A 14,450-nucleotide genomic window follows, 5' to 3' on the forward strand; every position below is an offset into this window, starting at 1 on the left:
CGGTAAATGTTGCTATCTATACAATAAGCGGCATGTCGGTTGCAAACAAAGCATTACCGGCTGGCAATACTACCATCAGCAATTTGCCCGAAGGTATGTATCTATTGAAAGCGACTAATCAGAATGGCACCGTAAGTACCAGCAAGTTAATGGTAAAATAAGAATCATTATAACTTCTAATTACATAAGGGTACCACATTTCCGGGTACCCTTATTTTTATCCCTCATCTCTAACAACATGAAAACAATGCATATACAAAGACTTTCAGTCGTAGGACTTTTCTGTATCATGAGTATCTTTCTTTTGCACGCCCAAGAATGGAAAATGAAGCAAGCTCCTATGATGACTCCATGGAGTGAGACAATAGACGTGAATAACGTATTACCCGAATATCCAAGACCACAAATGGTAAGAAACGAATGGCTCAACCTAAATGGTATCTGGGATTTGCGAAAAGGCATAAAAGGCGAAGCATACGATCCGGAGAATTTCACTTTTACACAAAAGATATTAGTTCCTTTCCCCATAGAATCCGCCCTCTCCGGAATCATGGAAGAGAGCGACAGCCAATGCTATTGGTATAAACGCTCAATAAGTATCCCCGAAACGATGAAAGGGAAAAATATTCTGCTTCATTTTGATGCCGTAGATTGGGAAACCGTTGTCTATGTAAACGGTATAAAAGTAGGTAAGCATACCGGTGGATACGATCCGTTCTACTTTGACATAACCGCTGCTTTAAAAGACCAAGAAAAACAAGAGTTAGTTGTCTATACATACGATAATACCGGTGCCGAAGGACAAGCGAAAGGCAAACAGGCATTAAATAAATGGGGATGCTGGTATACTCCGGTAAGCGGTATCTGGCAAACGGTATGGTTGGAGCCTGTCAATCCGGTTTATATAGAGGATTTAATGATACGGCCCGATGTAGACAACTCCTGTTTGAAAATGAGAGTCAATACCAATGAAACATTCGGAGTAACAGTAAATATCAGCTTGCTCGACAAAGAAGGAAATAAAATAGCAACACTGGAAAACGACAAAGTCGGAAGGTTACTGACCATTCCTATCGATAACCCTCATTTATGGTCGGTAGAAGACCCGTATTTATACGACCTCGACATAGCTATCCTAAAAGACGGAATACAGACAGACGCCGTAAGCAGCTATTGCGGAATGCGCAAAATCGAAGTAAAGAAAGTGGGTGAAACGCCCCGTATCTTCCTCAATGGAAAACAAATCTTCCAGATGGGGCCACTCGACCAGGGATGGTGGCCTGACGGCCTGTATACTGCTCCAAGTGACGAGGCACTCCTGTTTGATATAAAAGCGATGAAAGCTTTAGGATTCAATATGATACGGAAACATATCAAGATAGAACCTGCACGTTGGTATATGCATTGCGACAGGGAAGGAATATTAGTATGGCAAGATCTGCCCAGCCCCAACTTACCTTCCGGATACGAAGACTATGCAAAAAAGAACTTTGAAGATGAATCGAAAAGAATTATCACTGCTTTCAGAAACCATCCGAGTATTATCCAATGGGTGGTATTTAATGAAGGTTGGGGACAATTCGATACAGAAAGAATGACTCAGATCGTCATAGGCGAAGTAGGCCAAAGCCTTGTCTGTTGTGCCAGTGGCTGGGTAGACGCTCCCATTGGTGACATTAAAGATTCCCATAGCTACCCGAACCCCTCCTGCCCACTGGACGAAACCAGGGCCGGCGTCTGTGGCGAGTATGGCGGCATTACATTGAAAGTACAGGGACACATCTGGCCCGGAGGCGATTTCCAATACACCACCGTAGAGACCGGAAAAGACTTCACCGTCTTGTTCAACAATTTAGCCGACAAAGTAATAGACCATTATTACTACGGATTAAATGCTGCCGTATATACCCAGCTATCCGATGTGGAGATCGAAAAAAACGGAATCTACACATACGACCGGCGCGTATTGAAGCCCTATTCGGCAACCGGAGAACTAAAAACAAAAATAGAGGAATGTATCAATCTGCCACAAAGCGGAATAAAAGTAAAACCGATTCTTTCTACTGCCAAAGAGCATAAATACAAGTGGAGATATACAACCTCATCCGATGTTCCCCGCCGGTGGTTTGCCAAAGAGTTCGATGACCGCACCTGGGCGGAAGGAGAAGCCGCATTTGGTAGCTCCTCCATATGGAATGGGGCAAACTTAATCTCAACTCCCTGGAATACCTCACAGATTCATATGCGCCGATGGTTCCGTCTGGGCGACGTCACTCCGGAAATGATCAATGCCATGCGCTTCCTGCTTTATCACGACGATGATATTCACATCTACATCAATGGTGTTTGGGCAGCAAGCAAAAAAGGGTCGGTTTCCAATTACATTCCGTTCGATATCTCTTACGAAGCCAAACAGACATTAAAACCAAATAGCTGGAACTTGATCGCAGTAGAAGGCCTACAAGACGGTGGCGTGCAAATTATGGATGTGGGTATATCCACTTTCTCAACAGAGGATTTTAACTATACGGAAATATACGATGACTTATCCAATCCGGACTACTCGGAAATCGCTACTCCCGGCAATCCGGTATCCCCTGTCTTTACCAAAATAGCAAGACCGGTTCCTGCCGAACCCATAGCAACGTCCCTCATCAGAGGGCAGTTCTACCATACGGCAGATCGCTCCAATGTGGCATGGGGGGATTACGATAATGATGGCTGGCTGGAGATTGCCTACTCCGGAAAGAATCCGCATCTCAGAACAGCCTCCGCTCAAAAAGTATCGGCTCTGTATGACTATGACGGTACAGAATCTTTCGTCCGCCTTACCAGTCCTTTCGATGTTTGCTACTATGCCTGTCCGGTCTGGTTCGATTATAATAACGACGGATTATTAGACCTGTTTGTCCCTGGGTTAAAATCAATGGATTACGAAAATAACCTGGAAGAGATTGCTGCATTTTTATACCGTAATAAAGGGGCGGAAAAAGGTGGGCAACCTGTTTTCGAGGAGGTTAATACCGCCACTCCGGCAGGAAGCAAAATGGGTATCTCCCCGATTTACAGTTCAAAAGACGGTGGCCGGTCACGTCAATGGGTTTCGGTAGGCGACTATGACAAGGATGGCTATCTGGATCTGATCATTGCAGGGCTGGACGATTACGAAGACCCCGATGGAAGAACAGATGAAAAAGGAAATCTCATCGTACACCACGACCGGCGCGCACTTTATCTATACAAAAACAACAAAGGCAAGGGATTCATCCAGCAAGAAACCCCATTAAATGGTACAGAACCGTTCTTAGGTCTTTCGAGAGGTTCCGTGCACTTTGCTGACATGGATAATGACGGTTGGCTGGATATTGTATCCTCCGGTTATGGTCCGGGCGAAGGCAACCTCCGTATCTATTGGAACAATGGAGACGGAACATTCTCCGAAAACCAACAGTATTTGTATGGTTCCAACGATTCTTCCTGCTCCTTATGTGATCTGGATGCCGATGGTTATATGGATATTGTAGTAACAGGTTTTTCCAGTAATAAAGGTTCGGGCGCCAAGTCTTTTTACATCTATCGGAATCGTGGCGGACGCAATTTTGAAATGCTAACCGACCTCTTTTGCGGTTTTGAAGGAGTAGACGGTGCAACCCCTTCCTTTGGGGATGTCAATCACGACGGTTTGCCCGATATCCTGATAGGCGGTCACGGAGAAAAACACGAGATTACCACCTGGCTGTATATGAACCGGGGCGATTTCAGTTTCAAAGCTTGCGGAGCCTACTATGATGCAGATCAGGAATGGACTTTCGATCGCATCAGTCACGGCAACAATCATCTGATCGATTACAACAATGACGGTTATCTGGATGCATGGAACATGGGATGGGCACAAAGCAACGTCTGCTCTTTCAGTTGTGCCACTCAACTCTGGAAAAACACGTCCTCAACAGCAGGTATATTACCTAATGAGGCTCCTTCCACTCCTTATAATCTAAAAAGTTCCTACAACAAAGAAACAGGTATGGTTACCTTCTCTTGGGATGCCGCCACAGACGATGTAACTCCCTCCCGGGCATTACAATATAACATATACGTGAAAAAAGCCGGTTCCAAGGAATATTTCATGACAGTCCCTGCCGATCTCCAAACCGGATTTATCAAAACAGGCGAAATATCCGGCCAGATTATGACCACTTCCTATTCCATGTATATCGATAACGAAGATACCGAATACGAATGGGGTGTACAAGCCATTGACAACGGTAAAAGAGGAGGTCATTTCGCTTTATCTTCATTTAATCCGGCAGCCACCGGCACACAAGAAAATAAACTTTCGGAAGTATGTGTATACACAGCCAATGGCGATATTCACTATAATGTAAGTGAGAACACAATTATTGAAATCATCAATACATCCGGCATAAGTATTGTACGAGCTTCAGTTAATGGTAGTGGAGTGTACAGAGATTTAGAAAAAGGAGTCTATCTGGTATCAACCCTTATCGGAAAACTATCCCGGACGTTTAAACTCGCCCTATAATCGCCATAAAAGCATTTTAAATATATAGTAATTATGAAGCTATCCCTGCTGCATATGATTGCGGCAGGGATAGTTTCATAATTATCAAAAGAAGAACTATATATGTTTCAAAAAAATGAATTAAGAACTAAAACGGCTGATTACCATATACACAAACCACTGATTATCAAACAAGAGAACCCACTTATTTCATAAATCATAAAAGTATATACTCTTCATTATATTAAAACTATACTCTTACCGTATAAAAATATACACTTCTACTGCATAAAGGTATATTCTTTTGTATAGCAGAAATAAAACGTTAAAAGTTAGATTAACAAAATTAACACAGTATGTTTCCATATTATGTCACATCTCAAACGTATTTCAGCTAAATATTTACTAAACATCTAACTTGTAGCTTTATCAATAGGGAATAGTGGTAGTAAATTGTATGATTTGTGAAGTCCTCAAAGCTTATTTCATGGATTCCCAGTATGGAAATAATCTTTCTCTTATCAGTGCACCAACGGTTGAAAAGTCCAATGTCTCTTGGTATTTAATTTTCTGCAAAAAGCCTTTCCAAAATATTTGACGGTCTTTTGCTCTGAAGAAATCTTCAGTGAACAGTGGATGACTCTCACGATAGTTTGTTTCTCGGTTAGAGAATGTAGACTTGATGGCTTCTGCCAGCACCTCATTATCTACTCGGTCTGTTACGAGGATGCGGTAAACATCAAAGAAATCTTTCATGCGACTGTTAGCCAACGAGAGGGCTATCATCGCATGAAACTTCTCAGCAACAACGGTCTCCAGAGAGTAAGCCATGATCTCTGCCTGTGGTACGGTATCTATCAGCGCAGGGAATGTCAACGCTTGTGGAGCTGGTGTAACCACATCACCAAAACCGATATCCATTGATATGCGTTGGCGAGCAGTATCAAGACGGGCAACGACTGAGACACGCACTCCATGGTATTCTTTGTTTACCGTTATATCTTCCGTCTCAACGGTGTCAGCATCGTAGCTGACACCGTCAACCACAGCGTCAACATTGCATATCTCTTTGATAATGCGCTTTATATTTTCATTATCATTGTTAATATGCGTTGCCATGAAGTCAATATCCAAGGTAGGACGAGCTTCGAAACGGTCATGGGCATAGAGCAACGCACCACCTTTAAGGATCAAACGCTCACGGTAGTTGCTGACAGAAAGACGATAAAGCAACCGCTCCTGCATATATCGAGAAATCATCATCTGCGGATTGTAGTGTTCCGCTCTTGACAGGTTTAGCAGTCGTTCCCTAACCGACTTACCCGAGTTTGTTTTTGTGTGTGTCTTACTCATTATAGCATGAATTTTATCAGTTCATCAATTTTTTTTCCGACTCTCAGTTGATAGGCATATTCATAGAGCCGAGTGATGTCACGATCTTTGCGTGCCAGATAGTTTTTCAATATCTCAGAACTTACGTCCAACCCTATCTTGTTCCGATACTTGATAGCGTCACAAACAGATTTTTCCAAGTCGTAAACTTTTACTTTGAATCCATCTATATCTGCCTCTTCAACTCCAAGTTCATGGACATTTTTTAACATAAAACTAAGCTCAATAGGAGGAAAGTCCGGAAGAATAATCTTGCGACTACGTTCTACTGCAATATAGTAGGCTTGCGGAATTTGAGTTGTTAGTTCGTGATGCGACCATGCCGAGTATAGGCACAGCACACCACCAGGCACCAGTGTCTCGACATCAATCATCTGCTTGGACAATCCTTCGTTTAGGGCATAAACGCCACGGCGTACACGCACAATCCGCCCATTCCTCGTTCCGTCCAATAGTTCATTGTACAGCGAGGCTTTCTTGGCATCAGCAGATGATATGAAGCCACCATTCCGAGTTATATAATCCATTATGCTCATTGCTAATCTCTTTTACACACAAAAGTACTACAAATTATTCAATATGCAGTAGTTTTGTATAACCTATCTCACTTCTAAAGTACATTTCATTGAATTTTAAGATAATTTTTCAATATAAAGAGAAGATACAGTATTCCAAATCATCAAGTATAATTTACGGTACCAGCAACATACAAAGGACTTTTACAATTAAATACACCAAGCCCTAACAGTACTATTGTTAATATATTTATCTTCATTTCGTCTACCAATTTAAATAACTCACTTACTTATCAAGATCAGCTTTCAAATTGTTTCAATATTGATTCGATGTTCTTTTTATCCGATAAATCAGAATACCACCATTTACCGCACCGATAGCCATCCATATCGTTAGGATTATCATCTATTACTATCTGTATCAGCTGAATTGTTGTATCCCAGTCTTTATCACACTCATATTGCTTCAATTGTTCTCTCCAACACATAGCATTTGAACCTTTTTTAGTTTTTCGAATATTATATTATCCTACCTAAGTCAATAATAATTAGATTCCATTTCATCTTAAACAGAAGTTAGAACACAGAATTATAATCATCTATTCGAAAACTTCAATCAAACCAAAACACAGTCTTACAAAGGTCATTCTCTCTTATTGGATATTGAATATAAAAAAAGAAGAATACTAATACCTACATAGTATAAAAACCTTGAGCCATCTAATCTTACCGATTAAATACCCAAAAGCAAACTCTTTATCAATATAATCTACTTTGGAGGGTTCATCTATTTCATACTTATAACTGACTTAAGAATTCACAAGATCAGTGATAATAAAAAACAGAACAACCAACGAAATAAGTATTGCTACTATAAAAATAATCTTTTTCATATTTCTAAAATCAACAAATACATTAATTAGCAACACCATAGGGAATCGCAACCTTATAATAAGAAAATTTTTCATTTTCTAATTCAAGTGTCGGTGGACCGTCTAATCCCGTATAAACTCTGTTATAAAAGTCGCCCCGAATCAAAACCAAAAGAAAAAAATCCGGTTGTCTACCAAAAGACATAAGTTCTTTTACTTTTTTCTTGTCACTTTTTAACGGAATGCGATTATCTAAATAGGAGTATGAATTTGACAATATATATTTATTATATAATTCGCTTGGTATATATATAGGTAATCTCAACTCTAATAAAAAAACATCCGCTCGTTTAAATAAAGTTTTTTCCTTTCCATTAAATGAATTAAACGCTTGATGTGACATCACAAAACAATATCCACTCTTTGTCAAAACAGATACCGGATCATCTATCTGTATTGTATCAACAACATAAAGACTTTTATATCCATCTTGATTAGCATAATCTGGATAATTTAAATCTACTGATTTACAAGACAATATAAAAAACAAACAGAATAAACAAATAACATTTCGGATCATAAATTACCTCCTTCTTATTTTTCCCCATTTACTAACAGAATAATATGAACTACCTATAGAATATGAAAAATTGAAAACACTTAAGTGCCCTTCACCAGCTACACCTCTTCCTTCAGAATTGCTCTTTCCTCTGATAGGATAAGTTATCATATCTTTGAGTCCCACTGTATTTAAATCTAATGAACGATAAGGATCTGTAGATGATGACGTCATCAATCCAAAAGAGCTATGAGTGAGTCCCAAAGTATGACCCACTTCATGTGCACCTGTATTTTCATCCTGCCGCGAATATTTTACTCCAATATGATTACCATTGACAGTCACACCATTTTTATTGGAATCTTTAAAACTTGATACAACTTCATAGATATTAGCAATTCCAGATTTATCTGCCCGGAAAGCCTCCGTAACAACACTACTTCTTTGAGCTACATTCATTGATTCATCGGTTGGCACCTCAATTACTGATAATGAGAAATCCAATGTATAATCACCTTCTTTTGTTTTATAGATATAGTTACCACTTTGTTTATTCCAAAAGTCAACAGCTTGTTGAGCAGAACCAAAATCTTGGGTTGATGCATAATACATTGCGGTCACAATCATTCTATTATTCTCTTTATCTATAGTCAACCTATAATCTCTTCCGTCAGGATCAATCGCATTTACCGGATTATTATTACAATATGCATACGGACTTACCGAATAATAGTCTTCACATAGCGGATCCATTTGATTAAAACGATTCATGATGGCATACATTGTACGGGCACCAAAGAAATATTCATCCAAATTATTCGTACCCATGAATTCTTTGCCACCCAGTGCAAAAGGAACATCTGTATAAGGTTTTCTATATATAATGCCGGAAGGATGATAACTGGGATAACTGAATGTTATGGGACCATTGGCATGACCCGGTTCCCAATAGCCTCGGAAAGAACCGACATGATCTTTCATGGAATAAAAGATTGAATAGCCGACACGGTTCACGAATCTTATAAATCCTTCAGGAGTAGCAATGCGATATAGTCTTCCCGAATAATAATAATCCTCACTCCAATCATTATGCTCTGTGATATAAGGATCCGTATTGTTCACAATGCTATCTAAAGGAGTAGAAGTTCTTATAGGAAAAGAGCCATAAGAATCACGTACCTTACGACCATCAGCCATATAAGAATAAGTGAGGAGATTACCGTCATTAAAAGCGACTGCTTCGGGAAGATTAATTATATTATATTTAATAAACCCTATTTTATTATCCAGATTCTTCACCAAGTTACCATTACTGTCATAGAAATATTCAATATCTTTATTCGCTGCATCTTGATAGCGAAGCACATAATAATCGTGGCCACGACTCTCATCAGTCACTTTCTTAATCTGATTACCATGATACTGAATCGTCATTTCGTTTAAGTAATCAGGGTAAGGGTCGTAATAAGAACGCTCGATTGTGAGCACGTTACCCATTTTATCATAAGTGAATTTTTCGGGAGTTTCAATAAAACGGCCATCCGGTCGATATTGTTTAGTGGATACCAGACGATTCAGACCATCGTAAGTAAAATGGGAAGTCAAATTATTATCTGCTGTGTTGGACAAACAGGGGATATTGCCATTATATAGAGGAGTAACTCCTTGAGGGAGATTCTCGTTATAATAGATTTTCTGCGACATACGCGGCTCATTAATCTCGGTAGGCCAACCACGAACATTATATTTATAAGTAGAAGTGGCTGTTTCATTATGTAACAGTTTCTTTTCCAAGCGTCCCACTTCGTCATACTCATATTTGGCTACGAGAACTTTGGCATCGTTATCATAAGTCTGGTATAGCTTAGACAAACGCCCTGCATGATCATACTCATATTCATATGTCAGGATATGGTCAACATCATCCACAGAAGCAGGAGGTGTGTCCCGGTAAATACTCGTATGCTCTTTACGGACAGAAACAGGCTGGCCGATAAAATCATAGTTAGTAAAAGTGTAATTTCTAAAACCGAAAGCAGAATTCATCGTGGACTGTACTTCACACCCGCGCTGGTCGTAATAATAAGCAATGTAGTCTCTTTTGAAAGGATCGTTCAAAAGAGCTACAACTTGGCCGGTAAGTTTATCACGTGAAGTAAGAGAGGAAGCGGAGAAAGAAGAGTAATACCCTGGACGATTGAGAAAGCCAATGAATTCATTGAATATAGTAGTATATTCATAGTCATCATAATAATTAATGATTAATGGAGTACATAAATAACTTATTCTAGGAACCGAAGTATACCCATAATTTTCAGAACCATATGACGCGCCTATAAAATAAATTCTGAGATCCAGATTTTTACATATACGTATCCAATCAGCGTGTGTTTTGTTGCGAGTCATAAAGCCCCATATCACTTGCCGCCCTAAACGGTCATACTGAAAAGATTGCCATCTCCCAGCCTCCCGGTCATTACCATCCTGTTTCAGCACCAAATAGTTACACCTATCATACACATAATAAATAGGCTCACATCCCGGAAGTTTTTTCTTGATACACCGGTCTCGTTCATCGTAGTAATAGAGATACCCGTATAATTGGACCGCTTCAACCTGACTACACATGAAAGTGCTATGTCCTCCCAACGCATCAGCAGCAAGAGGTGGGAGGACTACCCGTTTTCTTCCATGATCATCATAAACGATATAAGTATCGTGCGGAATTCCATTTGCCTTCTGCCGGGTAAGAATCAGTTTCCCTTCATGATCGGTAAACTGATCGGTCACATTGCCGTCTTCGTCTGTTGTCCGCAGGATAGACACTTCATTTGCATCATAAGATTTTACTTCAACCTTTATATCCTCTCCAACATCTTTTGCAGACAGGCAGTAGCAATGGTCATCACCCGTTTTCGTATTATATAAGTAAGTGTACTTCACAGATTTCCCATTCTCCCGCCATGTTTGTCCGGGGCCATAGCTTTCGCGGACGCGGTTTAACTCCGAATGTTCATAGACCGTATAACTTTCCGGATTGGAATCATTATAGAAATTGGTATTCCCCACAGGCCGGGGAAGCGATTCGGACACTTTGCGGAACGCGCCGTCATATCCGACAAATGTTTGTAGATCGTTACCCTGAGGGGAAGCCCCTATCTCTCTAATTTCATCATTTAACCCGAAAGAATTATAATAAGTTATCGTCTCTCTAAAACTACTGCCATCGTCTTTGGTCATTAGTCGGGTCCGCACATAATGACGGTTCTTATCTTGTCCTTTCAAAAGAGAAGGAAAAAATGAGGAAAGACAAACAAAAACAAAGATAGAATAAAGTGTATATTTCATGCTGTTTTCATTTTTTAATTAGTTACAATCGTTCTCTTGCTTTCTATAGAAAATAGAAACAGATATTAATGAGTAGGGAAATTATAATCAAAAGCAGTTATCGTCTTCTTGACATTATTCTCCCAAATGTATGATTCGACAAGACGGCCAAAACTATCATAGGTAAAATAGGTAGTTATTCCGTCCGGTCCTTTAATAGAAGTGACCCCGATCAAAGGCCGGTAAGTATAGAAGTATCCCCGATAACCGGGCATTTCCTGAAGCATTTTCATATACGTCGCAGCAGTAGTTGTGTATGCTCCCTGCTTTTCCATATCCGTAATCCACGTACCATCGGATTGTGTTTTCTTAATTATTTCATCAAGCGTCATTCCTTCCATTTTAAATACCAGATGTTGGTTATAGTATGACCATAGATAGCTGGTAGTAGAACCATCAGAAGTGACAGAACTAATGTTGCCATAAGGAGTATAGGTGTAAGAAAGGCGATCTTCAAAGTTAGAAAGTACCGGATTCCACGTTTGTACCTTTTGAACAGCCAAACCGGAATAAACGTTTCGCAGAGTAGTGGTATCCGCTCCGCATACGCGTTTATATGCTATCAAGTTATTCAGTGCATGCAATTGCAACAAGAAATCTTGTCCCAAATCTTCCGTTATGCTATCTTTCGCCTCTTCCGGATAAATGAAATGTTCGATCGTTTCAGAACTACCGGTAGTAGTAGTACGTATCCGTATAGGATTCAAGTGCCTTGTTGCAAACCACACGGTTGTCTCCACTGGACTATCAAACAGGTCTCCTGAATTTTGTGGACAATAAATATAATCACGTGTCTGTGTTCTTTTATTGCCATCGTCCGCAAAAGTGGTAATACGTTCTCGTTTCAAACGGGAAGCTCCGGCCGTTATAGCCCAGGTAAAGTCTTGATATATCTCTTGAGGATAAGCACCGTATTCTTCCAAATTGCAAGCACGCGTTTTATAAGGACGACCGATAATGACCTCCGGACCATTAAACTTCATAGGATCTCTATAATAATTATACTCGTACTCACGGCGCTCAAGCAGGGTATTGCCTTCATATATCTCTTTCTTTATCAGTTGCCCATACTTTAAAGCCTCTAAGCCGTCATCCGGATCAAAAGGCTTAGTGATATCCTGACGAACTTGAGTACGGGGATCAAAAGGATCATTAGGAATTCCGCCAGCAAGTTCCCAATATGGAGCACTAAAAAAATAATCTGTACGGTTCTCTTCGACACCTGCATTATCAATAACCTGTTCTCTTACATATGGATAAATAACAGAGCTGCCATTGCTAAAAGTGATATTGGAAACTGGATTCGCCCCCCAGGTCCGTAAACGGCAAAGCTTTGTATTACCACTTGCAGGAATTATAGTCAACCGCTCCATCTGTGTACAGTAATCCCGCTCTGTCAAGGCATGTTTAGGCACTCCAAGATCCTTTTTATACTTACCATCCGACCCTTCCGGTTTAGCAAGAGCATAAGAGAACACGCGTGTCCTTGAAAAGCCACTATGCATATCCTTTTCCCTTATTCGTTGTACACGCAAGCCTCCGGCAAGATAGGTACCCTTCGCATAGTTTGCATCTCCACTGAACATCTTTCCATAACGGTTGGCTTCGTAGGTAAAATTGGTATGTACACCCTCCGGTGAAAAAATATCAGTCAGAATTCCGACTTGCATACAAGTTTCATTACAGTTACGGGTGCTGTCACCAAAATTAAAATAATACTGGTCATTGCAATAATAACGCCCATACGGAATAGGAAGGCGGTTCCTGACATTTTCCCCGTTATAATATCCCCAGTGATCCATTGCATAACTAGCTTCTGACTGGACATTATAAGGCATTTTATATTGAAACGAATAAACCTGTCTCTCTAAAGGAGTTCTACCGGAAGTGACAACTATCGAATCTAATTTAGTAAGACTCGTTTTTTCGTTATAGCGGGTTATATAAAATTGAACCTTTCGAATAATTTCCCCACTCTTGGATTTAACAGTAATAGTACTCAAATTCATATCACCGCCCTGTACAAAAGAAATAGAACCATCGTCAAATTGAATCGAATTTAATTTGCGTTCTTGTACGGAAGTTGCAAAATAAGGGCTGGGAACCAGATATTCCTCAAAATTAGAGTATGAACCGGCAACTCGCGCTTCGCCATTTTCAATACGATAATAATATGTGGTGGCACCTTGCTTGGATATCAACCTGTAGTTACCCGGAGATGCAGAATATGCTCTAGAAGCATTTAAAGAATCCTCGCGGCGCAGAAATGTATTCTCTTTGACAGAAAAACAATCAAAATCAAGTGTATCAGGTGCTTGTCCACTATTCCGGAAAGTTCCCGGATACTCTTCCAAAGCTACATAATCGGTAGAATAAGACGATATGATCGGTGCGGATTGGAAATCAGTGTATGTAAAAGAGATATTTGCTCTGGTTTTGTTAGATACAATTCTCCGACACAACCAACGAGTATTATAATTTCCGGTCTTTTCCGTATAGCCGTCCGTTTCACTACCAAATTCATATCTGAGCCCATTATCATCCGTTATATGAAGTTCATTAGGCCCAAGTATTTCCCAACCGACCACATGTATAGGAACATAAGGACGAGTGCAACAAGCACTGACACGGGTAACCGGTTTAAACCCGGAAGTTTCTACACCCAAATAGAATGTGCCGCTCTGCTTTGCCAGTTTATAATAAAAACGATCGGGTTCGCTATCGATAATCTTCTTTTCAACCTGCTTTAAGAAACGAGTCTTTTTGTCCGGATCGCTCTGTTCTCTTTCATTAAAATACTTGGCAGTAAGATATCCTCCATATTTCTCCTCATCCGGAATACCTCTGATCTCACGCATAATGGAGGGTTCCGCATTCAAGGTCCAGTTGGTTCCTACCCAACCGCTCAACTGACGGAGTTTAATGCCGGCGGAGTGATAAGACAAGGTTATAGGAAGTTCCATATCCCCCACTTTTATTGTATAAATAGGAATCGTTATGTCAGCCAATCCCGTACTATGATTCACCGGATAGCAAACGTATTTCTGAACTGCAGCAGCCTCCGGAGAAACCGGAACAATCTGGGGTTGGGAAATGGTAATAGGCATCTCTCCGTTCTGTGCATAAAGAGTGTAGCTGTATCCAAAGTTAACGGACAAAAGAAGTGCCAACAGTTTATAAAGGTTTCGTCGATTTTTCATAAT

Annotated in this window: 8 protein-coding genes; 2 read left to right on the forward strand and 6 right to left on the reverse strand. The window is 40.2% G+C overall.

The window, feature by feature from the left end; genetic code table 11:
- Together QVP90_RS04520 and QVP90_RS04525 are read left to right on the forward strand one after the other, a co-directional pair.
- Positions 1 to 161: T9SS type A sorting domain-containing protein (locus QVP90_RS04520; protein ID WP_288203956.1), on the forward strand; the 161-nt coding region annotated here is incomplete at its 5' end.
- A 77-nt stretch (positions 162 to 238) separates the two neighbouring features.
- On the forward strand, positions 239 to 4,543 hold the full coding sequence (locus QVP90_RS04525) for an FG-GAP-like repeat-containing protein (RefSeq protein WP_264380830.1): 4,305 nt from the start codon (positions 239 to 241) through the stop codon (positions 4,541 to 4,543).
- Positions 4,544 to 5,002: 459 nt separating this feature from the next.
- Here the strand turns inward: QVP90_RS04525 and QVP90_RS04530 are convergent, their stop codons facing one another.
- The 6 genes from QVP90_RS04530 to QVP90_RS04555 form a co-directional block, all read right to left on the reverse strand.
- Positions 5,003 to 5,875 (reverse strand): nucleotidyl transferase AbiEii/AbiGii toxin family protein, encoded by an 873-nt coding sequence (locus tag QVP90_RS04530; RefSeq protein WP_005927354.1) that lies wholly within the window; start codon positions 5,873 to 5,875, stop codon positions 5,003 to 5,005.
- Complete coding sequence (locus QVP90_RS04535) at positions 5,875 to 6,450, reverse strand: type IV toxin-antitoxin system AbiEi family antitoxin domain-containing protein (protein ID WP_021935767.1); 576 nt, start codon at positions 6,448 to 6,450, stop codon at positions 5,875 to 5,877. Before QVP90_RS04535 ends, QVP90_RS04530 begins: the two co-directional genes overlap by 1 nt.
- Positions 6,451 to 6,728: 278 nt before the next feature.
- Positions 6,729 to 6,917, reverse strand: a complete 189-nt coding sequence (locus tag QVP90_RS04540; protein WP_021935768.1) for a hypothetical protein — start codon at positions 6,915 to 6,917, stop codon at positions 6,729 to 6,731.
- 427 nt (positions 6,918 to 7,344) lie between these two features.
- A complete protein-coding gene (locus QVP90_RS04545) occupies positions 7,345 to 7,881 on the reverse strand; it encodes a hypothetical protein (protein WP_005927368.1) in 537 nt (178 codons plus the stop codon).
- A 3-nt stretch (positions 7,882 to 7,884) separates the two neighbouring features.
- Positions 7,885 to 11,208, reverse strand: a complete 3,324-nt coding sequence (locus tag QVP90_RS04550; RefSeq protein WP_021935769.1) for a DUF6443 domain-containing protein — start codon at positions 11,206 to 11,208, stop codon at positions 7,885 to 7,887.
- Positions 11,209 to 11,273: 65 nt separating this feature from the next.
- Positions 11,274 to 14,447: a sugar-binding protein gene (locus QVP90_RS04555; protein WP_264380831.1), complete on the reverse strand. Its 3,174-nt coding sequence runs from the start codon at positions 14,445 to 14,447 to the stop codon at positions 11,274 to 11,276.
- Positions 14,448 to 14,450 lie beyond the last annotated feature (3 nt).

Origin of the sequence: Bacteroides sp. CAG:189 (assembly GCF_000432295.1) — a bacterium.
GTDB lineage: Bacteria > Bacteroidota > Bacteroidia > Bacteroidales > Bacteroidaceae > Bacteroides > Bacteroides salyersiae.